This is a genomic window from Aliiglaciecola lipolytica, assembly GCF_018860635.1.
In the GTDB taxonomy this organism is placed as follows: Bacteria; Pseudomonadota; Gammaproteobacteria; order Enterobacterales; family Alteromonadaceae; genus Aliiglaciecola; species Aliiglaciecola lipolytica_A.
Genome location: NZ_JAHKPT010000021.1, coordinates 94,674 through 118,614 on the forward strand (window position 1 = coordinate 94,674; position 23,941 = coordinate 118,614).

Annotated in this window: 18 protein-coding genes; 9 read left to right on the plus strand and 9 right to left on the minus strand. The window is 39.3% G+C overall.

Translation table 11 applies throughout. The features are described from left to right. Positions 1-35: 35 nt before the first annotated feature. On the minus strand, positions 36-329 hold the full coding sequence (locus KO530_RS08935; RefSeq protein WP_216048079.1) for a hypothetical protein: 294 nt from the start codon (positions 327-329) through the stop codon (positions 36-38). Between the two features lie 162 nt (positions 330-491). Between KO530_RS08935 and KO530_RS08940 the strand changes: the two genes are divergently transcribed. After that, positions 492-854 carry a DUF3192 domain-containing protein gene (locus KO530_RS08940; RefSeq protein ID WP_216048080.1) on the plus strand — a complete coding sequence of 121 codons (363 nt, stop codon included), beginning with the start codon at positions 492-494 and terminating at the stop codon, positions 852-854. 70 nt (positions 855-924) lie between these two features. Here KO530_RS08940 and KO530_RS08945 read toward each other — a convergent pair whose 3' ends face one another. Continuing rightward, complete coding sequence (locus tag KO530_RS08945) at positions 925-1,155, minus strand: DUF2789 family protein (protein ID WP_216048081.1); 231 nt, start codon at positions 1,153-1,155, stop codon at positions 925-927. Positions 1,156-1,438: 283 nt separating this feature from the next. Between KO530_RS08945 and KO530_RS08950 the strand changes: the two genes are divergently transcribed. Next, entirely contained in the window at positions 1,439-2,083 is a 645-nt protein-coding gene (locus tag KO530_RS08950) for a GNAT family N-acetyltransferase (RefSeq protein WP_216048082.1), read from the plus strand. Positions 2,084-2,829: 746 nt separating this feature from the next. Here KO530_RS08950 and KO530_RS08955 read toward each other — a convergent pair. Continuing rightward, entirely contained in the window at positions 2,830-6,393 is a 3,564-nt protein-coding gene (locus tag KO530_RS08955; protein ID WP_216048083.1) for a response regulator, read from the minus strand. Between the two features lie 332 nt (positions 6,394-6,725). On the opposite strand from KO530_RS08955, the gene KO530_RS08960 reads away from it, so the two are divergent. From KO530_RS08960 to KO530_RS08970, 3 genes are all read left to right on the plus strand, one after another. Next, positions 6,726-8,252: a M20/M25/M40 family metallo-hydrolase gene (locus KO530_RS08960; protein ID WP_216048084.1), complete on the plus strand. Its 1,527-nt coding sequence runs from the start codon at positions 6,726-6,728 to the stop codon at positions 8,250-8,252. A 148-nt stretch (positions 8,253-8,400) separates the two neighbouring features. Next, the gene (lpxL, locus tag KO530_RS08965) at positions 8,401-9,333 is read left to right on the plus strand and encodes an LpxL/LpxP family Kdo(2)-lipid IV(A) lauroyl/palmitoleoyl acyltransferase (RefSeq protein ID WP_216048085.1); all 933 of its coding nucleotides are present in this window, start codon (positions 8,401-8,403) and stop codon (positions 9,331-9,333) included. Positions 9,334-9,362: 29 nt separating this feature from the next. Beyond that, positions 9,363-9,974: a TcpQ domain-containing protein gene (locus tag KO530_RS08970; protein WP_216048086.1), complete on the plus strand. Its 612-nt coding sequence runs from the start codon at positions 9,363-9,365 to the stop codon at positions 9,972-9,974. Between the two features lie 64 nt (positions 9,975-10,038). Here the strand turns inward: KO530_RS08970 and glnE are convergent, their stop codons facing one another. Continuing rightward, the gene (gene glnE / locus KO530_RS08975) at positions 10,039-12,915 is read right to left on the minus strand and encodes a bifunctional [glutamate--ammonia ligase]-adenylyl-L-tyrosine phosphorylase/[glutamate--ammonia-ligase] adenylyltransferase (RefSeq protein ID WP_216048087.1); all 2,877 of its coding nucleotides are present in this window, start codon (positions 12,913-12,915) and stop codon (positions 10,039-10,041) included. 317 nt (positions 12,916-13,232) lie between these two features. On the opposite strand from glnE, the gene KO530_RS08980 reads away from it, so the two are divergent. Then, entirely contained in the window at positions 13,233-14,135 is a 903-nt protein-coding gene (locus KO530_RS08980; protein WP_216048088.1) for a DUF350 domain-containing protein, read from the plus strand. A gap of 15 nt (positions 14,136-14,150) precedes the next feature. On the opposite strand, the gene KO530_RS08985 is transcribed toward KO530_RS08980, so the two are convergent. Next, on the minus strand, positions 14,151-14,513 hold the full coding sequence (locus KO530_RS08985) for a GIY-YIG nuclease family protein (RefSeq protein WP_216048089.1): 363 nt from the start codon (positions 14,511-14,513) through the stop codon (positions 14,151-14,153). 85 nt (positions 14,514-14,598) lie between these two features. Between KO530_RS08985 and trhA the strand changes: the two genes are divergently transcribed. Continuing rightward, positions 14,599-15,249, plus strand: coding sequence for a PAQR family membrane homeostasis protein TrhA (trhA, locus tag KO530_RS08990; RefSeq protein WP_216048559.1), 651 nt, complete (start codon positions 14,599-14,601; stop codon positions 15,247-15,249). 65 nt (positions 15,250-15,314) lie between these two features. Next, entirely contained in the window at positions 15,315-16,742 is a 1,428-nt protein-coding gene (hldE, locus tag KO530_RS08995) for a bifunctional D-glycero-beta-D-manno-heptose-7-phosphate kinase/D-glycero-beta-D-manno-heptose 1-phosphate adenylyltransferase HldE (RefSeq protein ID WP_216048090.1), read from the plus strand. 80 nt (positions 16,743-16,822) lie between these two features. Here hldE and KO530_RS09000 read toward each other — a convergent pair whose 3' ends face one another. After that, entirely contained in the window at positions 16,823-17,665 is an 843-nt protein-coding gene (locus KO530_RS09000) for a mechanosensitive ion channel family protein (protein ID WP_216048091.1), read from the minus strand. A 201-nt stretch (positions 17,666-17,866) separates the two neighbouring features. Between KO530_RS09000 and KO530_RS09005 the strand changes: the two genes are divergently transcribed. Then, positions 17,867-18,952, plus strand: coding sequence for an XrtA/PEP-CTERM system-associated ATPase (locus KO530_RS09005; protein WP_216048092.1), 1,086 nt, complete (start codon positions 17,867-17,869; stop codon positions 18,950-18,952). Positions 18,953-19,688: 736 nt separating this feature from the next. Here the strand turns inward: KO530_RS09005 and KO530_RS09010 are convergent. Genes KO530_RS09010 through KO530_RS09020 form a run of 3 tightly spaced genes read right to left on the minus strand, consistent with a single transcriptional unit; the run spans position 19,689 to position 23,935 of the window. Beyond that, complete coding sequence (locus KO530_RS09010; RefSeq protein ID WP_216048093.1) at positions 19,689-21,302, minus strand: TIGR03016 family PEP-CTERM system-associated outer membrane protein; 1,614 nt, start codon at positions 21,300-21,302, stop codon at positions 19,689-19,691. Positions 21,303-21,314: 12 nt separating this feature from the next. Then, positions 21,315-22,334: an XrtA-associated tyrosine autokinase gene (locus tag KO530_RS09015; protein WP_216048094.1), complete on the minus strand. Its 1,020-nt coding sequence runs from the start codon at positions 22,332-22,334 to the stop codon at positions 21,315-21,317. After that, a complete protein-coding gene (locus tag KO530_RS09020) occupies positions 22,331-23,935 on the minus strand; it encodes an XrtA system polysaccharide chain length determinant (RefSeq protein ID WP_216048095.1) in 1,605 nt (534 codons plus the stop codon). The genes KO530_RS09015 and KO530_RS09020 overlap by 4 nt, the downstream gene beginning before the upstream one ends. Positions 23,936-23,941: the final 6 nt, after the last annotated feature.

Here is a 23,941-nt window from a genome sequence, read left to right on the forward strand (position 1 = left end):
CCACCGCCTACAGGCCATGGAGTAGGGGGGTGCAATTATTTTTGCAGGGACTGGGTTAAATTCAATACTTGCTGTTCCAATGACTCGATGCGCTTTTCCAATGTAACAATATGCTGCATTAAATCATTTGGTTTTTGAGGCGATGCTTCCTCAACTGGTGTAGAAGGGAATTGATCTGGATCGTCTTGCCAGCGTTTTAGTACATCAATGATATCCCGCAATGGTAACGGACGATTTGAGGCCTTTTTAATTAATGCCACACTGGGAACTTTCCCGTTGGATTTTAAGTTCTTACATAGTGACGCAATATACTGAAACTGATTAGACATGATGAAAAACACTAATATTTAGCGAATGTGCCTATCTTAGCGGTATTGGTAATCACATGCATTAATTTTTTTATATATAAAACAATAAGTTAAATTTTGGCCTCGATTTTGTATTGTGGAATGCTAATTAACAAACATAAATACAACACCAAGGAAACTAAAATGAAAAAAACGCTTGTTGCTGCAGCATTAGTATTACCACTGACATTATCTGGATGTGTTATATCGGTCGGTGGGGAAGGGGATTACTCATACCAATCGGATTGGGAACAAAAAGAACGTAAAAATAGAAAGGCGATTGCAAGACTGGAATCCAATACAGCCATCGAAGATATTAGAAGTCGCATGGGCACGCCAGATTTCAGTGAACTATATCAACAAAATAATGATGAAATAAATGTTTTGTTTTATCGCACCCAGCGTCGCGAAGGTGATGGTGTCACAACTAAAGATGAATGCACGCCTTTGGTGTTCAAAAATGGTAATTTAATTGGTTGGGGCGACTCTGCTTACAACAATATCTAAGCTTCACTTTTTCTGCTACGCCTAGTTTGGAAGCAGCAGGCCAAGCCATATTCTTGGCCTGCTATTAATATTATCGTAGTCGATTGTCTAGCTGATCGATCAACTCAGTCCATTCCGCATCTTCAAAAAAAGATTGTCTAATAAAAGTCGATTGAGCCTGTGTCCAAAAACTAGCTTCTTCTAGTTTTGTCGATTTATCCAATCCTTTGTGTTTGGCTATAAAGTTTTCAATTGACTCCTCGTCATTGGCTAAACCTAATTGCAGAAACAAATCCTTTAACTCTAAATTTTCAGTTAGCATTTAATGTCTCCTTGATGGAATTTTAAACTCGAGTTGTGTTGGCATTTCATGTAGATTGATACTCGTTGAGAAAGTTTGGATTACTTGTTCTCACTAAGTCAATCAAGTTCATTGTCATTCGCACCCTTTCACTGCTTCTACTTAAGTCTTGGGGGGAATAGGCTATAAATCAACCTCATCTAGCCAAAATAGTAAAATTAGTTTGCCGTTATTTTTAATGAGTTGTTAACAATTGGTTAATAATTATGTAGAGTGAAACTTCCTAATTGAAGAGAGTCGAACTATGTCAAATACTGCACAAGACATAAATCCGCTAGATAAAATCAAAGCTGTTTATCTGGCCGCTGAAGATTTAAAAATTGCCGCATCAATTTTATATCAAGCTTATCATGATGATCCGCTGTTTTTAGATATATTCGATTCTGAGAAGGAAGGGTATGAATCCCGTTTAAGGGGCGCAATTAGAGAAGAGTTAAATGCCTTTTGGTCCGCTAAACAGCCAATGATTGGTCTTTTTGAAGATGAACGTTTATTGGCAGTAGCATGTATGATTAAACCTGATAGTGCGTTCAACCCCGACCGATTTTGGCATTGGCGCTTAAAGATGTTGCTTACCGCTGGTTATATAGGCACCAAGCAAATGATCGAAAAGGAACAGCGGGTAAGAGAGCGTATTCCCCATGAAAAATACCATATGTTGTCGTTTATTGGAGTGCATCCAGATCATCAGCACAGAGGTCTTGGACACGTTTTAATGAGTGCGATTGATAGTATTGTGCTAGAAGAAGAAAAAAGTGAAGGTGTTGGGGTTTATGTCACTCTACCTAAATGTTTGTCATTCTTCTCCGACGGAAAATATGACCATATTGATGAACTAAAAGTCTCACGCATAACTGGGCAAATAATGTTTAGACCTCGGTCAGAGTAAAAAACCGCGGAATTTATTCTAAAGGGTAAAGTAACCATCTTGCATTGTTTAGTCTTACTTTACCCTACTAATACCGTTTCTTATTGTCATTTTCAGCAATCTAAAATCCGCAAAATCAGTAAAATTTTAAATTCATTTTCATTAAATCCATTAGGTTCAAATTCTAGAGTAAGAAAATAACCTTTTTATTTGTAAGATATTTCGTACATGGCTGTAGGTCTTAAGCGGAATAAACACTTAGGGTAAAGCTTACCTTTTATTTAACTTTATGAATTTAAAGGCTTATTTTTCAAAATGTAGACTTTAGTATAATGGCTTACAAAATAAAGCTAGATTGGGTACTAGTAGAAACTTTTAATTGCTTTATCTTATACCTCGTCACAGGGAAATACGACGGGTCAGGAAGACTTAAGGAAAGCCAGAAGGACACTTTCATTGGATGAAAGAAAATGGTCAGGATGAGCATTTAGTAAAGGACTACAAACTCAAGGATAGATAGGGAAGACGAAGGACAATCTTAAGGATGAGAAATGCTGTAAGTAAGGATGTGCAGCTAAATAAGGAATAAAGGAAAGGGACTCACTTAGGAAGAGTGACTCACTTAAGGATGAGCGAGAATAGAGGGAAAGGGGCGTATACGGATGTTGACCGGGATGGTTTAATAGCGAAGGAAAGCTGAGAGGGATTCTCAAAATTCTGAAAGGTGTGTCTAATTTATTAGACACACCTTTTTTATTTGTTTAATGCTACTTTTCGATCCACTTGAGTATACCTTGCTCTAAATCTTCGATGATTATTGGTTTACTGATATATCCATCCATTCCAGCATCAAAGCACTTTTCCTTATCTCCTTTCATTGCATTGGCGGTTAACGCGATAATCGGAATGTTCGGATCAAAATTTACACCTTGATATCCACGTATTATTCTACTGGCTTCGTAGCCATCCATTATTGGCATCTGGCAATCCATTAGTACAATATCAAAAGGAGTCGTCGCTCGGCTCAACTGTTCAATTGCTTCCATACCGTTATTTGCTAACTCAGTAATACAGTCTAATTTTTTAAGCATTTCCTTTGCTACTGCTTGGTTAATCGCATTGTCTTCGACTAACAAAATACGCGGCACTGCTTTTGATGGACTGGTCGCGTTGTGTCGGGTTATTAATTCAATTTGTTGTTTTCTTGTTTCTGATTTAATGAGTTTTTGATTACTAATTTGGGTAATTGCAAAAAACAAATCGTCATTTTTAATGGGTTTATGAAAGTATGCATCAAAACCTATATTTTTAAACTTCTGAGCATCTCCTCGTCTTGCACTTGCTGTCATTAAAATCATATTCAACGATGCAAACCTTTCATCACTTTTAATCGCTTTGCCTAATTCTGTGCCATTGATACCAGGCATATCCGCATCGATAATTGCGATATCTATTTTGTCTCTAATTTCACAATGTTTACGCAGTGTTTTTAATGCTTCAGGAGAATTTTTGGCTTGCACAACCTTAATTTTTTCCGATTCCAGAATGGATGACAAAACGTCTCGACTGGTTTGGTTATCATCCACAACCAGCACTTTCAATTGCGCTAGATTTGCTTTGGATAAATCGTATTTTTGCGTGTTATGCTTGTTTACAGCAGGCTCAAACTGAAGGGTAAACCAAAATTCTGAGCCTTTTTGCCATTCACTGTTAACCCCAATTTCGCCGTTCAATAACTCTACCAGTTCTTTGGCGATGGAAAGACCCAAACCCGTGCCACCAAATTTGCGCGTGGTTGAGGCGTCTAATTGACTAAACTTGTGGAACAGTTGTTGTTGTTTTTCTTTGGAAATACCCATTCCAGAATCTATCACACAAAAGATCAGTTTATTTTCACTGGTCAAATTAACTTTAATAACGATTTCACCTTGTTGGGTGAATTTGATTGCGTTACTGGTTAAGTTTGTGAGTATTTGCCGTATTCTGCCAGGATCACCTTGAATCCACCTTGGAACACTTGGGTGCATGGAAAATATCAGTTCCAAATGTTTGTCTTCTGCTCGAATTGAGAAACTCTCAATAAATTTATTCAGCATTTCATGCAGATCAAATTCTATATTTTCGATTTCTAGCTTACCGGCTTCGATTTTTGAAAAGTCTAAAATATCATTAATTAAGGTCAGCAAAATGTGACCACTACTTTGCGCCAACTCTGCATATTTTAACTGTTGTTCTGACAACGGCGTATTTAGCAGAAGATCATTCATACCAATAATGCCATTTATGGGAGTTCGAATTTCGTGACTCATATTCGCTAAAAAGTCGCTTTTGGCCTGACTGGCAACTTTTGCTTTTTCCTCTGCTTCTTTTAATTCCGTTATGTCTTGAAATGCGCCTCGTAAAATAACCTCACCTTTTTGGTTGTGTTCTCTAAACCCAAAAGACTTCACCCATATTTTTTTGTTATTTGCGGTGATAAACGGCAATTGAAAATCGAATGGGATGTTGTTAGTGGTTGCTTCGGTTAATGCGTCTTGTACTTTTTGACGGTCTTCTGGCAGATAAAAATTAATCGCATTTTCAACATCAATTTTGCTACCGATGGGCAGTTCATGAATGCGATAGACTTCATCAGACCAATATATCTCGCCCGTTGTGAAATTCACTTCCCAAGCCCCTAATTTGGCTACTTTTCCAGTGGCCATCAATAACGAAGCACTGCGCTCTTTTTCTTCTTCAATGCGCTTAAGTTCAGTGATATCTCGCCCTATTAATAAGAAGCCTTCAACATCTTTGTCAGCATTCATCACTGGGGTTATCGTTAACTGAATTGGAATTAGCTTGCCACTCTTGCTTATAAATTGAGTTTCAAATTCGTCAGCAATCCCTTGTCTGGCGGAATAGGTTATTGACGCCATTCCTGACGGGATTTCTTTACCTAGCTTGGTGCTGAGGTGTTTGGCATGAACTGCTAATGACTCTGATTTAAAGAACAACTCTGGGGTTAATAGACCAACGACCGAACTTCGATGATATTCAAGTGTCTTTTCTGCAAAGTTATTGTAAGTGATGATATTGCCCGATAAATTGGTGGACATAATGAGCAGATTGGCACTATTTAGAATAGCGTCCTGCATGTTACTGTAGTTTACGAGCTCGAGTTCTTGTTGTTTAGATTTTGTAATATCTGTGGCAACAACTATGATTCGAACGATTTTGTCGTTCTCAAATAGCGGTTTTATATTTGCCCGAAACCAAAGAGTTTGACCTTGTTTATTATAATGAATTAACTCGTAACTGTGGCCCTTGCCATTAGCGATTGCTTGTTTGATTTTAAGCACCGTTGAGGTGTCTGTTTGAGGACCAAACAAAAACTCTTGAGGGGATTTACCGACGATTTCCGCTAGGGTGAAGCCACTCAATTTGATAAACGCCGGATTAACCCATTCGATTGTCATATCTGGGTTAAATATCATGATCGCGTTTTCGGATTCTTGCACAATGCTGGCTAAAAACTCATTTTCCGCCTTGCTTTCTAGTAGTTTTTGTTGGGTTTCATATTGCTCCGTTAAGTCAATATTGATACCCGTAATTTTAAGTGGGCTGTTGTCGCCTGTGCGTATAACCTGACCAAACGCTTGAATGTATTTTTCTTTTTCAGTTGCGGTTTTAATTCGAAATTCAGCTTCATATTTATTGTTTAATTTATTGGCTTGCTGAAATTCGTTGATCGCCATTTCTCTATCTTCAGGGTGGATAAATGAAAACCAATCTTGTATGTCAGTTGAGTAATTCTCTGGAGATACGTCGTACAATCGACACATCTGCTCGTCCCACACCATTTGTTTAGTAGAAAAGTCATATTGCCAAACACCAATGCCCGACTGTTTCGCCACTTCATACCTTGCCAATAGATTTTTAACGATGGTTTGAGCGGATAGCAGCTTTTTCGCAGGGCTGAAGGAAATGACCACACCTTGGAAATCATTGTTGGATAATTCATCGATTAAAACGGTGACATAACTAATGGCGAAAGTTGGGGTTGAAATAGCGATGGGATCGCCGTCATTTAATTCAAAGTGTAGGTTAAGTTCGTGGGGCGCATTTAACTGCTTAAATAATTCGACAAAAATAGCTCTGCTGTGATCTAAGGTGAAAAGCCCATCAACCGGATTGCCAATTATTGATGAGGTATCAACATCAAATAATCGCCGCGCCGCGTTGTTTAAATTGGCTACTTGGCCGGTGGTATTGCAGACTATCATTGCAATGGAACTTTGCTCGAATAACGATTGAGCTACATCAAGTTTCCAATTATCTTTTTTTGTCACGTTCAAATATCCTATAAGAGAATTCTCTACCCCTACCATTATAGATAAAGAATTCTTTTTTACGGTAAATACAATCAGTTTGTGTTTACCCTCTTTTACAACCAATCCAGATTTAACATTAGTGCAAAAGATCGTGTTATTGAGACCTGTCAATTTATTGAAAACAAATAATAATGACTAATCCATTTACAATACTCATATTGGCTTAAAGTTTGCCTTAAAAACACCTAAAGTTCGCAAACGGGCTAAAATTATTTAAATAAGTCTGAAAATCGCTAAGTTTGCGTCAATTGAGTGCAAAAAAATTCAACCTGAGAATAAAAAGGAGCAAAATGAAAACCCAAGTCAGTGCACATTTAACGCGGATTATTGCGGTCACTCTTGTTTTTGTTTCATTGACGGTAGTGGCCAAGTCTGATCTTGAATTACTTGTTGATGAAAATTTCAAAGAAACAATTTTACTGCACAAAGAACTGGTAAGTATCCCCAGTTTGCCTGCGAATCCTGAACAGATGCTTGAGAATATTCACTGGGCTGAAGCGCAATATAACAACTTGGGGTTCAAAACGACTTTATTAGAAACTCCTTCGTTACCTATTTTGCTGGCGGAAAGAGTCTTTGATCCAAGTTATAAAACCATATTATTTTACTTTCACATCGACGGTCAGCCTGTTAATCCAGCAGCTTGGGTGCAAGCAGATCCATTCGTACCTGAGCTGAAAGAACAAGACGCAAGTGGTGAATGGCGCACTATCGATTGGCAAACATTAAATCAACGTATTGACGATGAGTGGCGTATTTTTGCGCGTGCGGCTGCTGATGATAAGGCGCCTATAACAATGTTTCTCAGCGCCCTTAAAACTCTTGAGATGCAAGGGGAAAAGCCCAAAATCAACGTTAAAGTTATCTTCGATCCAGAAGAAGAATACGGTTCACGTGGGTTACAGTCCACCTTGAACAAATACAAAGCGCGTTATCAGGCCGATTATTTTATCGTGATGGATGGCCCCGCTCACGACTCTAATAAACCAACAGTCACATTTGGTTGTCGCGGCATAGCGACTGCTAGTATCACAACTTTTGGCGCTAAACTGCCGCAACACAGTGGACATTTTGGTAACTATTCTCCCAATCCTGTGTTTACTTTAGCGAATCTTCTGTCGTCTATGAAAGATGATAATGGTCGAGTGTTAATTAAAGATTATTACCAAGGAATAGTGCTAAATCCAGACACGCAAAAGCTTCTCAACGCAGTGCCCTTTGATGGCGAAAAAGTAAATCAAGCGTTAGGTATTCATTCCGCAGAACAGGTAGGCGCTAATTACCAGCAAGCATTGCAGTATCCATCACTTAATGTGCGTCAAATCGGTACATCTTGGAAAGGTGAGGGATTAAAAACGGTGATCCCTGAATATGCTACCGCTAACCTTGATGTCCGCTTGGTTCCAGAAACGCAAGGGGCAGTGCAGTTGGATAAGATTAAAAAGCATATTGAAGGTTTAGGATATTACGTCATTGATCGTGATCCCACCGACGCTGAACGACGTGAATATAAAAAAATTGTTAAATTCAATGGTTCAAAAGGGGTGAGTGCGTTTAGAACTGATCCAGATTCCGATTTCGGCTTACAGGTAAGAGCGAGCCTTGCTAAGGGCATGGGCGAAGAACCTGTGGTTATTCGTATGATGGGCGGCACGGTTCCGATTGTGCCAATCATAAATGCGCTGAATATTCCCACGGTGATTGTTCCTATGGTAAACATGGACAATAACCAACACAGCCCGAATGAGAACATCCGAATCGGAAATATACGCCAAGGCATTCATATCTCATTATCGCTATTGAACTCGGAATTTTAAATTAAGCCATGGCGGCACAGTTTCTCGTCATCAATGTCATTCAGTGGATAGTTTAATCTAGTGTCGCAATAATTTTCACGGTGACAATATTGGTAACTGTGGCGTTTGTTAATTACAATAGCGAAAATTTCTAATAAGAGGTTAACGCTTGTCGAACGCTCGGGTGACTGCCCCCCCATTTAAAATGTCTTTCTTACTGCCCCAATACTGGCCTGTTTGGATTGGTGTGGGGGTGCTCTATAGCATTTCATGGCTGCCTTACCGATTGCAGATATTTATTGGTAGAGGAATTAGCTTTTTATTAAAAATTTTTGGTAAAAAGCGTGTTGCCGTTGCCAAACGTAACCTCGAATTGTGTTTTCCAGAGAAAACTGAAGAACAGCGAGCTGAGATACTGGCTAAAAACATCGAGTATGCTGGCATGGCAGTCCTTGAGTCGAGTATGGGATGGTGGTGGCCAGATTGGCGGGTTAAGCGTCATGGGCAAATCGAAGGCTACGAGCACGTGCAGGCGATTTTAGATAAAGGCAAAGGTGTCTTTGGATTAGCTATCCATAATATGAATTTAGAACTAGGATGTAGAATAGCGGGTTTAAAAAATCCTTCAGTGGCATTTTATCGAAAACACAATAATGCGTTGATGGAATACATGCAGTATCACGGTCGGGCGCGTTCTAATAAGTACATGATTCATAAACGCAACGCCAAAGGATTAGTCAAGGCACTAAACCAAAAAGAAGTCTGTTTCTATTTGCCAGACCAAGATTATGGGCGTCATTTTAGTGAGTTTGTCCCTTTCTTTGCGGTTGAAGAAGTGGCCTCCACTAAAGGAACCATACTGTTTTCGAAAAATTCAAATAGCGAGATGGTGTTTATTGTATCGTTGCGCACCAAAGATGGTTATAAAGTCAAATTCGTACCAGGACTTAATAATTTTCCGTCTGGGGACGATAAACAAGATATAACTAGAATTAATCAAAAAATTGAAGAGTTGGTTAGTATTGCTCCTGAACAATACCTTTGGATGCATAAACGTTTTAAAACGCGTCCCCATGAAGATGACCCTTCGTTATATGATTAACCATTTAACTTGGAAATGAGGCTCGAAATATGAGCAAGAGAACATCGAACTTTCTGTTTTGGATTAGGCACATCGGCTTAGCTTTAGCGTTGATTATAATTGCCGCGATAGTTCTCAATTTTCAACGTTTTAATATGTCCAGCCCTAAACCTGAAGGGCAGTCAGAGCAAAAAAGTGTTTCCCAAGGTATGACTGACTTTTATGCTGCTTACCGGATGTCTTCATCGAAACCCTTTGAAGATGATATTGGTGATTTTGTGTTACCTGTCAATCCCCCCAAACAGCCCTTAGAAGAACGCTTGAAAAAAATGGAAAGTATTCAAAGTAATATTAATCCTAGGTGGGTTGGAGAACACAAGTATCGAAGTTTTCGAGCGGGTAGCACCCTTCGAGAAGCAATTACCAATTATGCTCAATCTGAGGGGATGCAAGTATTGTGGGAGCTGGATAAAGACTTCATTATTAAAAGTCAGTTCCAATTAGATGATACCATTACAGGCTCAATTGCCGAAATAGCCAGTGCTGTAAATGGCAGTTTTGAAGGGGAAGTAAAAGCTTATATTTGCCCCAAACAACGTTCGATGATTGTCACTCAAGAACTCAATGAGTATGTTCGGGAAAATTGTACTTTATTAGAGTAAGACGTGCCCTTTAACATCATATAAATTGAAAATGCAATGATGTTAAAGGGCTAACATAACTACGCTAATTACTTAGTTCAAATGTCGCATCCCAGATCTGTTTTACATTTTTTTGGTGTTCTGAATACTGGCTTTTATCGACTAAATTGTCTTTTTCTAACAAGGTTAATCTGTGAGAGCGGTTGCGGTAATCTAAGTAAGCTTCTTCTAGTTGTGTTTTACACTCAGCACTAATGCAATCAGCTTGACACAATTGTTCCAGTAATCGAATGTTATCAGACCAATCTACCATTTTAGGAAAATGCTGGGCATTTTTGAGCACCCAAAATTGCACTAAAAACTCGATGTCAGCCATAGCTCCAGCGTCTTGTTTAACATCTAACCAGTCCTCGTTTCCTTTATTTAAATGATCGCGCATTTTTTGCCGCATCTTTGCAACATCCTGTTGTAGAATTTGGTTATCTCTGGGGCGGCACAAGATATCCCGTCTAATAGCCTCAATGCGCTGGGTAAATTCTACCGTGCCATTTACTACTCTTGCGCGGACTAGAGCTTGGTGTTCCCATGTCCACGCTTCCTGCGATTGGTATTGTTCAAAGCCATTTATATGACAAACCAGCAAACCAGCATTGCCGGATGGACGCAAGCGCATATCGATATCGTACAATTGACCTGATGGCGTTTTGGTCATGAATAAGTGCATAATACGTTGCGCTAATTTCGTGTAGAACTGGTTGGCTTCTATTGATTTAGTACCATCGGTGACGGTCTGTGAATCACATTTGTGAACAAAGACCAAATCCAGATCTGAACCATAACCTAACTCTATTCCGCCTAGCTTGCCGTAGCCTATTACTGCAAACTTTTTATCTTGTTCAGAACTGCCTTCAGGAACACCATATTTTTCCTTCATTTGTTCCCAGGCCATATTCACCACTTCACTGATAATTGCCTCGGCTAAATAGGTGAGATGATCACTTACCTTCATTATGGGTAACACACCGGTGACATCTGCGGCTGCAATTTTAAGTTGCTGGATTTGTTTAAATTGCCTTAGGGTTTCCATTTGCAGTTCAAGATCATCCGGCTCTACTCGCAACAGTGATTGGCGCAATTCATCTGGGTATTCATGCAATTCTGTGGGGTGATATAACAACGCTGGGTTGAGGAGTTCATCCAGTAAAATTGGATATTTTGCTATTTGTTCGGCTATCCATGGGCTTGCATAACACAGTCTGACTAACTGATGCTGCGCTCCTTGATTTTCAACCAGTAATTGTAAATAGGTGGTTCTTCTTAAAACCGTTAATAGAATATGATTAATTCGGTCGAGTAACACCGATAATTCACTGCCATCTATATTCGATTCATCGAGGCTAATAATGTTCGCTAACAACTGCGGGACTAAAGTATTCAAGGCGACAATTGCTTTTGGTGATGGATGCTTTTTCTCAACCTGACTTTTTAATTCATTGATGTGTTGTGCAAGTAATTGCGAGGTTTCTGGTGAGGCCAATTGGTCGAATAAATCTGATATTTCTTGTATGCTCAGATCTAACTTCCATGCATCCATAAATGCAGTAATGTGAGTCAGGTCTTGGTCATCATTGTCACTTGGATTATCACCAATTAACATTTGAAACTGCTGATTTATCCAACTGCAATGCTTACTCAATTGTTGTTGCAATTCAGAATAATCCTTGCATTGCATAATACTACTAAGACGCTCTTCATCTAACGCTGTTTCTGGTAATACTTGGGTTTGTTTATCTGCAAATTGTTGCAGACAATGTTCAACTTTGCGCAAAAACAAGTAACTTTCTTTAAGCTGCAAGGATTCTTTTTCAGGTAACAGATCTAACTGCGTCAACTGCTCAAGGGTGTAGAGTAAACTTGGAAATTGTAAGCGCGGCTCTCGACCACCTTTGATAAGTTGAAAACTCTGCGCAATAAACTCCACTTCACGAATCCCGCCAGAACCCAGTTTAATATTATTGGTCAATCCGCGACGTCTAACTTCTTGATTGATTAACGACTTCATATCTCTGAGGGAGTCGATAGCACTGTAATCTAAATATCGTCGGTAAATAAAAGGTTTGAGTATGTCGTGTAATTCTTGTGCATATTCAGATTGATCGTTGAGGATGCGAGCTTTGACCATGGCGTAGCGTTCCCATTCGCGACCTTGTTCTTGATAGTAGTCCTCAAAAGCCGCCATGTGCATGACTAAGGGGCCGCTTTCACCTAGGGGACGTAATCGCATGTCTACACGAAACACTTGCCCCTGCTGATTGGTGTGGTTCAGGGCATGAATAAGGCGTTGTGCAAGTCGGCTAAAGAACTGCTGATGCTCTAGGGATTTTTTGCCATTATCTATTTCTCCTTTGCTTGGGTAGCAAAAAATCAGATCTATGTCGGAAGAAAAGTTGAGCTCTTTGCCGCCTAACTTACCCATCCCTAAAATTAATAGTGGCTGGGGCCCAAAGTCGCCCATAGGGGTGCCATAACGGGCACAAAAATTATCATATAACCAAGAATAGGCTCCGTTGATGAGAGTATCTGCCAACTCCGAGGTAAGGGTTAATGAACGTTCAATGGATTGTAGATTTAATAAATCTAAACCTGCAATAGCCATCATTTGTTGTTTTCGAAATATCCGCAAACAATCCAACAGTTCAGGCTCGCTGGTTACTTTTTCTAACTGCTCTGCTAGCCATTGTTTATATTCAAAATTCTGCGTGGGATTTTCGAGTGTTTGTATGAGTGGCTCTAGCTTCAGTGGATCAGCAAGTAAGGCGTCACTGATAAAGTCACTTAATCCTAGAAGCTGTTTTATCTTTTTCTGAATTGCACTTGGTTGCTGTTCAATAGCGGATATTTCAGATAACTGTTGCCAGTTTTTTTCAGCGGTTTTATTTACCAACGGGAAAGAAGTATTCATAGTGATTGCAACCAAATTGGAGTTGTCTTGAATGATCATAAATATCAATGCTATATCATGTGCCGCTACAATCAAAAGGTTAAATCAATTCTGTACTAGATCTGAACTTTTAATTTGTTTCTAACGTTTAATTATATTAATTGATTGTATTTCACTAGGGCGACAAGATTTTTCACGAATGAATTGTGAGGGATGCCAAATATAAAGCACAAAAGCAGCGAGTAAAATTCGTGCAGTAACGCTATCAACTCTAGTGTTTTCTAGCGTTAAACTGTTAATATGAAAATTGAAACATTAGAAGTTTGGAATTATTGTTTATGCAAGATTTGGTTAACTTAGTGCCATTATCACCTAAGACTTGGGTTTATCTGGGGATTGATATTTGCATCGCTATTTGCCTGTTATTTGCCTTGCGGTTAATGTCGGGAAAAATGGCATCAGTAAGTACCACCGAGGAACTTGGCTCGCAGGACAATATAGCCTTCGGCATTAGTGTAGCTGGACGCATGTTAGCGCTATGTTTGGTGTTATCTGCGGCTGCCGCGAGCTCTGACACAAATGGCTACCAAGAAGCTGCTTTGAGTATGTTGTTGTATGGTTTAGTCGGTATCTTTTTGATAAAAATTGGCAGAATTTTACACGACAAGATTATTTTAAATCGCATTAACAAAGAAGAAATGATCAAAGAGCGCAATACCAGCGTTGCAATGATAGATGCCGCTAGCTCAGTTTCTACCGCCTTGATTGTCAGTAACGTTATGTTATGGGTTATTGGCACCGATTTAAACGCTTTGTTTGCGGTCATATCCGGATTTATCGTTACCCAAGCTATTTTGTTAATCAGAACACGCATTTATGAACGTCGTTTTCTGGCCACTAATCAAAGTAGCACATTCCAACAAACCATTGGCAAAGGTCAATTGGCTGTTGCGGTTCAGCATTCGGGCAATTTACTTGCAACGGCAATCGTTGTTTCAGCCAGTAGTAACCTGCTGATTTATAATCCGATCGGTTACGTAAGTAATTTAACCGGTTGGTTGATTGTCGGTATGGGATTATCTTTATTATTGGTTGTTTTGGTGATTATCGCCAAAAAGGTTATTTTGGCTGGTTTGAATTTAGTTCAGGAGGTTGAACAGCAGCACAATGTGGGCGTAGCCAGTATTGAAATGGTGCTCAGTGTCGGCCTTGCATTAATCGTAAGCGGATTGTTTACTTAGTCTGACATTAATTATTCAAGTGTCAGGAGAGGTACCCTTCATCAATTTATTTTCGATTTGCTGTTGAAGCTCATTTAGTTGGCTCTGTTCAACTTTAATTGGGTCTGATGGCAGATTTAACTGCCCCTTAATTATTTTCAATTTTGTCGTTCTTGATTGTTTTTTGAACCAATACTCGAGCTTTAAAGCGCTTGAATGGTCGCCGACTATTGCCGCATATTTTAATACTAGCGGGCCTTTTCCCCGTAACGCTTTTGCGCAACGTTTGGAGTTGCTGGCATGTTCATAGAATCGCCTAGATAAATCAGTGCAAATTCCGCAATAGTTCATACCTAATCGGTTTTCGATCATGTAAATCGACCATTGTTTTTCTACCATCGTTCGCCTATAAATAATTCAGTGTACAAGTGTACGCTCAGTGAGTACACTTAAAATTCTGTCAACCTTAGAACAGGATTTAATCGTGAGACCGGCTCCATTAGTCAATACTTCCGAGCAAGCTTATTCCCACAAAGAAGAAGTCATGAATGTTGTGAGCCATGCTATTGGCTTAGTTTTCGCGATTATCGGTTTAGTATATCTTGTCTTAAGAAGTGACACAGCAACATCGGTCACATCATCTGCTATATATGGGGCAAGCTTAACCATTATGTTTTTGTCGTCGACAATTTATCATTGGGTGAGAGGCCCCCATGCCAAGCAATTTTTCAAGTTATTGGATCATAGTGCAATATATTTGTTGATAGCTGGTACTTACACGCCGATTTTGGCCATCAGTATTGGCGGTTGGGTTGGATGGGCTTCAATAGCTGTTATCTGGTCGATTGCAATATTCGGCGTGGTGTTTAAGTGTTTTGTTCGTCATCGTTTTCCTAAAGTATCTGTTATCACGTATTTAGTCATGGGATGGTTGTCGGTTATTTTGGTCTACCCGTTATACCAAAATTTGGCAGCATATGGCCTATTACTGCTGGTGGCCGGAGGGCTGTTTTTTAGTATAGGCGTAATTTTCTACGTTAAAAAACATCTGGCGTTTACCCATGCCATTTGGCACCTGTTTGTTATTGCTGGGTGTGCTTGTCATTATTTCGCTATTTACTATTTTGTTATTTAGAGTAAAGCAATTCCTTTTAACTTAAGTATAATTCAGCTAATTAAGTTTAGTTACGGAATAGGTTTATGCTGTTACCTGATTTTTCGAAAAGTCGTATCCTAGTCGTGGGCGATGTCATGCTCGATCGATATTGGACCGGTCCTACAGGACGTATTTCTCCAGAAGCCCCAGTGCCTGTAGTGGCGATTCGTGATATCGAAGACCGGCCAGGAGGAGCTGCAAACGTAGCAATGAATGTGGCAGCGCTAGGGGCTAATGTGACATTGCTGGGCATGACTGGGCAGGATGAATCTGCTCAGATTCTGCAGCGCGGCTTAAATTCTTTGGGTGTTTTGTGCGATTTTTGTCAAATATCCGGATTTGATACCATCACCAAGCTTCGGGTATTGAGTCGAAATCAACAATTAATTCGTTTGGACTTTGAAAAGAGTTTTGCTGACGTAGATAAAGCTCAATTGCAAGAGCGCTTTATTCAGCACCTAGAGAACGCCGATTTAGTTATACTGTCTGACTATGCTAAGGGCGCTTTAAGCGATGTGGAAACGCTGATAGCTCTTGCTAAACAGCATAATGTGCCAGTGGTTGTTGATCCTAAAGGGGACGATTTCGACAAATACCGTGGAGCTACGTTATTGACACCGAACATGGGTGAATTCGAAGCCATTGTTGGTCAGTGTCATGACGAAAGTGTTCTGGTTGAGAGAGCGCAGCAACTTATCTCAAACTTAGATTTAGATGCCTTCTTGTTGACCCGTTCAGAAAACGGTATGACGCTTTTGCAAGGCAATCAGGATGAAGTTCACTTCCCAGCTAAAGCCAAAGAGGTGTATGACGTAACTGGGGCAGGGGATACTGTTATTTCAACTTTGTCTGTCGCAATTGCTGCTGGTTGCAGTTTTTCTGAAGCAAGTTTTCTAGCGAACACCGCAGCAAGCATCGTGGTTGGAAAGTTAGGAACATCCACGGTAAGTAGCTCTGAGTTGCGTCAAGCAGTCGAGAAAGTTGAGCATTATGGTCGAGGGGTTATGACCCAACAGCAGTTGTCCATTGCTGTTCACAGTGCCAAGCGTAGTGGTGATAAAATTGTGATGACCAATGGTTGTTTTGATATTCTCCACGCAGGCCATGTTTCTTATCTGGAAAATGCCGCAAAACTCGGTGATAAATTAATTGTCGCAGTGAATTCCGATGATTCAGTGCGTCTTTTAAAAGGCCCTGGAAGACCGGTGAATAACGTTAATCGACGTATGTCGGTATTGGCTGGTTTAGCGTCAGTTTATTGGGTGGTTGAATTTGATGAGGACACTCCCGAGCGTTTGATTAGCGAATTGTTACCGGACGTGCTGGTCAAAGGTGGGGACTATAGTGTTTCTGAAATCGCCGGTGGCAAGCAAGTTATGGCAAACGGTGGGGAAGTGAAAGTACTGAATTTCGAAGACGGTGTGTCTACATCAAGTATCATCAAAACAATAGTGCAATCCACGGATACCTGATTTAGGTATCCGTAGTGTTCGTTATTTAGGTATCAGCAGTGCTCATTGCTGCATATTTACTGCAGCTAATTGCTGCCAATTTACTTAGCTTGAAATAGATGCACATCCCGTTGTGGGAAAGGAATTGTGATGTCGTTTTCGTCAAACGCGTATTTCACTTTTTCATGTAATCCGAAATGCACCTGCCAATAGTCTTCACTTTTTACCCAACAACGGGTGAGTATATTAATAGAGCTGTCGGCGTGTGCAGAAACAAAAATTTCCATCTCAGGATCGGTTAAAATGCGTTCGTCAGCACTTAATACATCTTTTAGAATTTGTTTTACTTTAGCAATATCATCGTCATAACTAATCCCAAAAGTGACTTCTACACGACGTTTTTCTTCGCAAAATAAATTAGTAACACAACCGTTAGAAAGTAATGAGTTGGGGATGACTACCCTTCGGTTATCAAGAGTCAGTACAATCGTATTAAAAATTTGAATTTCTTTGACTTTACCTAAAAATCCTTGAGCTTCAATGACATCACCGGCTTTAAAAGGTTTAAATAATAAAATCAGCACCCCGCCAGCAAAATTGGCCAAACTGCCCTGTAGTGCGAGTCCTATAGCCAAACCAGCTGCGCCAAGCATAGCGATTAACGACGCTGTTTCTACCCCTATCATTGAGGCAAACACTATTACTAACATTAGTTTGAGCGTGACACTGATTATACTGTGTAAAAATTTGTTTAAGGTCTCGTCAACTTTAGCCCCTGCCAAAGCTCGGTCAATGCCCTTTAAAATGACGCCAATGACCCAAAATCCAACAATTAATACGACCAAGGCGAGCACTAGCTTTGGCCCATAGGTCATTGATAACTCTATTCCTGTCTCAGTGATCATATCAATCGTATCTGAGCCATTTTGCATAGTTTCGTCCATTTTTTGTACCGCTTGAAGGTTGCTTGAATTGAGAGTATTGCAAAGTTTAAAAGAAAAGCATAAATTTTTATTTGCATATATCAAAAGGGTAGTTTTCTCCTTTTAAGCATCGTCATTTTGTATAAAAAATTTGCGACTTGCAGCACACCCCGCTAAGCTACTCACCTCAAAAGTAATCAGTATCTCAGGTGATTTTGCGCTATGTATGAAAATTATTATGGACTCTCGTCGAAGCCTTTCCAACTTACACCTGATCCTAGTTTCTTTTTTGCCAGTAAATGGCACAAAAGAGCTATGTCTTATCTTCAATATGGATTGTCGCAGGCGGAAGGATTTATCGTAATTACTGGTGATATAGGTACCGGTAAAACAACTATTGCTAATAGTCTTCTTGATAACATCGAAGATGATATTGTGGCTGCACAAATTGTGACGCCAAAGCTGTCGCCAGATGAATTAGTAAAAATGGTTGCTAGTAAATTTGAAGTCGATACGTTAAATAAAACCAAAGCTGACATTCTAAAAGACTTGGAAAAGTACTTATTTGATTTGCACAAGTTAGGCAAGCGAGCACTGTTGATTGTGGATGAGGCGCAAAACTTACCGTTGGAAACAATTGAAGAGTTGCGAATGCTGTCGAACTTTCAACAACAAGGTAAACCATTGCTACAGAGCTTTTTATTGGGGCAAGAAGAATTGCAACCGATTCTAAGAGCACCCAATATGGAGCAGTTTCGTCAGCGTATTGTTGCATCATGTCATCTTGCGCCTCTCAATGAACCCGAGTGCAGGGAATATATTGAGTACCGCTTAAAACATGCGGGTTTAGAAAATGACAAACTGTTTGCAGACGGTGCCTTTGACAAAATATATCAATTTACCAACGGCGTTCCTCGCCGAATAAATACACTAATGGATCGAATTCTTTTATATGGATTTTTAGAAGAGCTGACGTATTTAGATGAAAAGGCGGTTGATACCGTGACTGCAGAAGTGGCTGATGAAATGTTCCGTCCCGAAGAGGGGACAGGGGTAACACCATTGCCTGCTGCAGGACAACCGCAGCCCAAAGCCCCCGAACCAAAGACTGACGGTGGGGCTGAGGTGATGTCTGAGTTGACACCTGATGGCAGAGTCAAAGATGTACAATATTACAAAACCATGTTGAATGAATTGACTGACGCATTAGATAACGCTATCAGCCATAAAATAAAATTGACTCGCTATATCGACAATTTATTAAAGAAAAAATATAAAACTTATGTTCGCTTGAAATCGGATGACTAAAAACTAGACCTGAAATTTCAACTAATTGATTGAATTAATAGGTAAATTGTTTAAAAATGTTGTTTTACAATTTTACCTATGAAATTAATTGGTTGAAATTTGAACTAATTGTGTGTATTAATCTCTAATAGTTCTGGAGTATTTATTTTACCGATATTTTGGGGGAGCCATGAGACCGTTAAAAAGTACAGGAAACAGTGGGGCTAGATTTCACGACCAATTTAGAAATAGAAGAAAGGCGTATTTTCACGGTAAATATAATCGAGAAATATTTACCGTATTAATTGCTGTATCTATCTTAAGTTGGGTTTTGGCTAGCGCTAAAGTTATTTGACAGAACCTTACCGCGCTCATTGATTAAAACTAAAGAAATATTAGTTGAGTGACTGTTGAGGGAAGTTAGCTATTGGCTGTGGATTTATCGGTCGATTAATCCTCCGTGTGTCCCATTTTCTCGGTAATTAATTCCTAAAAACGTATTTATAACGCAGGCAGTATTTATTTATCTTATTTTGGTTTGAAGTTACTTTGATGTGTAAAAATAAAGATATATACATTACAGCTGAATTAAGAGATGAGGAACTAGCATTGAGTTCTTAACAATAATTTACCCTCGTATTAAGAACTATCCTCTTTAACACTTCTATTTTCGCCGCAGTTGACTAATCTTAAATTACTATAACTTTAAATCAATGTTAGTTTAAGTTAAGTCGAGACTTATACACCAACCGCAGAATTAAAACAGTTTGTATTTTAGCTGCAATGAAATTCGGTCAGAATCAAAATCCCGATTTTGCACGGGGGAGCGACGAAGTGTATGTTGATAACTAATCGTAGCGTTGAGATCTCGATTTATTTTTCGAGTGAAGTTGATATTTGCACTTAATACTTCGTCGTTATCTGCGCTCAATCTATCTTCATCTACTGTATTATCAAAACGAGTGTAAGTTAAAGAACCGCTAAGAGTCGACTTACGATTCATTTGTAAGCTGTTATTCAACGATATGGTTTGGGTTTGCTGTTCCCGTGAGCCGTCTAAATATTCTGTATTTGTATTTCTAAACGTCAGGTTAGAATTTACTTTACGGAAGCTGTAACCAATATTTGCTATAAAACTTTTTCTTAGTATTTCGGCTTCACTAATTTCAGGAACAATAAAACTGAAGTTCGAATATTCTTCCCCAGGTTGCAGCTCATAATTTATAGAGGGTGGCTGAAAGCACTGCAATATATCACTAGATCCAATAGGGCAAACAAAAGAACCGGTAATAACGTCACCCGCAATTAACCGCGTGTAGTTAGTTACATCTTCTTCATAAGTTATTTCGGTACGAATTTTTCTAGTTTTATGACTTAGCCCTAAGCTACCACTTTCTCCATAAAATCGGCGTCCGTATTCTCCGTGTATAGATGTTCTTGAAGTGAAGCGCCAATTAAATTTCAGGCCCAAGAAACCTTGGGTTTCATCCTCGTCTCTCGTGGAACGATTGTAAGTCACATCGATAAAGCGCTGTGCAGAATGATACCAAGATAAACCTAAACCATAACTATTGTAATCAAAGTTACTTGTAGAATCTGTATCAGTACTACTAATTTCATTTTTTTCACTTTGCCCGGTGAATACCAGGTTCAATTCGCTAAACAAACCTACTCTAAAATCGCCTTGATACATTTGTGATATAGAATCGTTGAAACCAGAACCATTTGTTTCATTGTAGGTACCAACAAGGTTCCAGTTAACTAATTTTACTTCATCACCAGAGTAGATTTGAGCATTTAAGGATGTATTGTCACTGTCCAATTTACTATCGGTATAAACTTGTCTATCACTTTTTACATTGGAATAACTGCCGCCCATTCCTAAACCAATCCAATCCCCTTGACTCAAATTAAGATTGAAACTGGCAGTATTTCTTTGCGTTTTAGATAACTCTTGGCTTCCAAATAACTCATCATTTACCAAAGCGTTTCCTGCAATGGTATTATTATATGACTGCGCACCAACTGCCGAGAGAGTAAGCACATTTTCTATCACATTTAATCGACCGTTATAATCAAAACTGGTAAAGGTATTGTTTTGATTAAGTTCGATATCACTAGCTCCACCACTAGCATTATTGTTAACTTTGATATATTTAACGTTCGCAGCGCCTTGTACTTTTTTAGCTGTGTACACGGCTCCCAAAGAGGGTTGCAAGGTTAAAATATTGGACTTACGACGAGAAAAAGCCTCAGATTTAGACGAGTCATTTACATAAGACGCCATAAAATTAGAATTGAATTTTAACTCAGCATTGGCTAGCGTTGAAAAAGCAAGCGTTCCAGATGCAAAAACATAAACTAATTTCAAAATTCTTCCCTACTACTTTTTCTCATCGCTACCATAGTAATAACCGTAATATCCTGCACCGTTACTATTATTTTGTTTAGACTTATTAAGCACAAATCCTTTAGCCATGTCTGGATTAAGATGCTCAACGGCTTGGGATAATCTATTTAATGAGGTTTTGCCTTCCTGCACTACAACCACAGCTTGCCCTGCTAGATTCGCTAATATGGCAGTTTCGTTTATGCCCAATAAAGGAGGACTGTCTATGATTACAACACGGTCTGGATAACGATTTGCAAACTCACTCACGGACTCCAACATTTTTTCACTGGCCAAAAGCTCGGTAGACAAATGGTGAGACTTACCCGCAGGGATGATTCTCAAAGTATCTAAGCTGGTATGATGAATAACGTCTGCTAAATCATCTACTTCCCCTAACAAATACTCCATTAAACCACTTTCAAATGGTTGATCGATAGTTTTCATTACACTGGGTCTAAGCACATCTGCATCAACCAGTAACACTGTTTTATCTTGTTCCAAGGCTATACTTAACGCTAAGTTAATGGCCGTAAATGTCTTGCCTTCATTTGGGTTCGGACTCGTTACCATCACAATATTTGCGTTGGTCAAAGTTTTTGACAAAGGACCAAAAGCGTTACTCAAAACTTTACGTTTTATCGCGCGATATTCTTCATTGATGGTATTGCGTCCCATATTAGAGACAAAACCTTCTTTTTGAATATGGGTTAAAGGAATAAATTTTTCCTTTGACGTCTCGTAGGACAATACTTCTGGCTCTTTATCAGATATAACAGGCTCTTGTCTTTCATCTGTTTGTGTAAGAGTGTCGCTTTGTTGAGCTGCTGAGCTCTCATTTTTAATATCTATATCAGTTTTAGACTCTAAACCACTGTTTTCACTGCTTGCCTCACTCTTAGCGTTTTGGGCTATTTGCTGGGCTTTTTCTTGAGCTGCTTCTAGAGTTGATTTCTCTGAATTCTCAGCCTTCAATTGTTTATTCTTTTGTAGTGCTTTTTCTATAGTACTCATATCAAATTCCCCAAAAGATAAATAGGCAATCTACCGTACACAATATCAGCATAGACTAATCCAATAAATATCAACAATAATGCAAGGCTTGAAGCACTAAATACAAGCATTCTACGCCGATCTACCTTAGCGATAGCCTTTGCATCGATATGGGAAACTTTACCAAATACAGGAATACCAAAATTACTTACTAATTGACTAGGACTAAGTACAACAGGGTTAATTTGGCTAACTAAAAACGCGATACCAAGACCTGTGCCAAAACCGACAAATAAAATCATTGAATAAAACAATATTCTATTTGGCCCAGAAGGTTTGGTAGGCAGGGTAGGAGGATCGATTACACGAAACTGTACATCATCGGAAGTTGCTTCAGCTTTACGTGATAGTTCAGCTTGTTCACGGCGACTTATTAACTCGAGGTATTTTTCCCGAGTAATTTCATAATCTCGGTTGAGACCTTGAGCTTCCGCTTCAATTTGCGGAACTAAATCAACAATCTTCTCTAACTCGGCGATCTTCGCTCGAATATTATCAGCTCGAACATTCAGTTGAGATAATTGGCCTTCATACTGTGCAACAGAAAGTTTTAATTCTTGATAAACGGGATTTTGGTTAATATTCCCAAATTGACTGTAGGAGCCAGTTTCTTCAGCCACATCACTTAAACTTTTTATATGCGCTTCACGTTCGTCATATAAATTCTCAAGTAAGTTTTTGGTTTTGACGACTTCAGGGTGAATTTCTGTGTATTGGATAAGTAAGTCATCAATGCTACTTTCAAGGGCTGCAATTCGATTATCATACTTAGTAGAAATCGAAGGAGCCACACGAGAATCTGGGGCTGCCAAACCGAAAACTGGAGCCTCGCCAATCATTTGCGCTTTAGCCGCTTCTAATTGGGAGTTAAGTTCTAAAATGCGTAATTCAGTGGACTGTAGTTCACTTATTTGACGTTGTAATTGACTGTAATAGTCACGGCTAGAGCCTGGGGCACGGTCAATGCGGCTAACTTTAAAGGCTGCTAATCGTTGTTCAGCTTCTTCAAGTCGTTGCTCGTATTCCTCAATTTGGCGATTAATAAACTCTTCTGCAGAGTCACTACTTTGGCGATTGTTGCCTAACGAGTTTTCGACAAATTCATTGAGTGTTATTTGAACGATTTTTTGCGCTAGTTCAGGGGAAGGGGAATTATATCTGATACTATAAATATTCTGCTCAGCAGTACTATTGAGCTTAATATCCCTGCGCATGTTATTTATCAAGTCATCCATTTCAGCTTGGGTGGTCACGGTAATGTCAAGATCCGCTTCCCTGGCTATTTTTTCTAAATTTGGACGACTCAATAAGGTTCGCGCTACAAGATTAACTTGTTCACTGGGGTTATTGTATACAGCGAGCCCCCTCAAAAGTGGACGTAACAAGCTACTGGTATCAACAAATAAACGCGCAGATGATGCATATTGGTCTGGTAAATTAGCCACATATGCCCATCCGAGTGGACATATTAACCAAGTCGATATGATGATATAGCGTTTCTTTATCCAGACACCTTTTACATAGGTGTGGATTTGATCTATCGCTTCCTGAATTCCTAACATAGATAA

Excerpts from the sequence above, each read along its gene's own strand:
- KO530_RS08935 (WP_216048079.1), bottom strand. The coding sequence starts at position 329 with ATGTCTAATCAGTTTCAGTATATTGCGTCACTATGTAAGAACTTAAAA.
- KO530_RS08940 (WP_216048080.1), top strand. The coding sequence starts at position 492 with ATGAAAAAAACGCTTGTTGCTGCAGCATTAGTATTACCACTGACATTA.
- KO530_RS08945 (WP_216048081.1), bottom strand. The coding sequence starts at position 1,155 with ATGCTAACTGAAAATTTAGAGTTAAAGGATTTGTTTCTGCAATTAGGT.
- KO530_RS08950 (WP_216048082.1), top strand. The coding sequence starts at position 1,439 with ATGTCAAATACTGCACAAGACATAAATCCGCTAGATAAAATCAAAGCT.
- KO530_RS08960 (WP_216048084.1), top strand. The coding sequence starts at position 6,726 with ATGAAAACCCAAGTCAGTGCACATTTAACGCGGATTATTGCGGTCACT.
- KO530_RS08970 (WP_216048086.1), top strand. The coding sequence starts at position 9,363 with ATGAGCAAGAGAACATCGAACTTTCTGTTTTGGATTAGGCACATCGGC.
- glnE (WP_216048087.1), bottom strand. The coding sequence starts at position 12,915 with ATGAATACTTCTTTCCCGTTGGTAAATAAAACCGCTGAAAAAAACTGG.
- KO530_RS08980 (WP_216048088.1), top strand. The coding sequence starts at position 13,233 with ATGCAAGATTTGGTTAACTTAGTGCCATTATCACCTAAGACTTGGGTT.
- KO530_RS08985 (WP_216048089.1), bottom strand. The coding sequence starts at position 14,513 with ATGGTAGAAAAACAATGGTCGATTTACATGATCGAAAACCGATTAGGT.
- hldE (WP_216048090.1), top strand. The coding sequence starts at position 15,315 with ATGCTGTTACCTGATTTTTCGAAAAGTCGTATCCTAGTCGTGGGCGAT.
- KO530_RS09000 (WP_216048091.1), bottom strand. The coding sequence starts at position 17,665 with ATGGACGAAACTATGCAAAATGGCTCAGATACGATTGATATGATCACT.
- KO530_RS09005 (WP_216048092.1), top strand. The coding sequence starts at position 17,867 with ATGTATGAAAATTATTATGGACTCTCGTCGAAGCCTTTCCAACTTACA.
- KO530_RS09015 (WP_216048094.1), bottom strand. The coding sequence starts at position 22,334 with ATGAGTACTATAGAAAAAGCACTACAAAAGAATAAACAATTGAAGGCT.
- KO530_RS09020 (WP_216048095.1), bottom strand. The coding sequence starts at position 23,935 with ATGTTAGGAATTCAGGAAGCGATAGATCAAATCCACACCTATGTAAAA.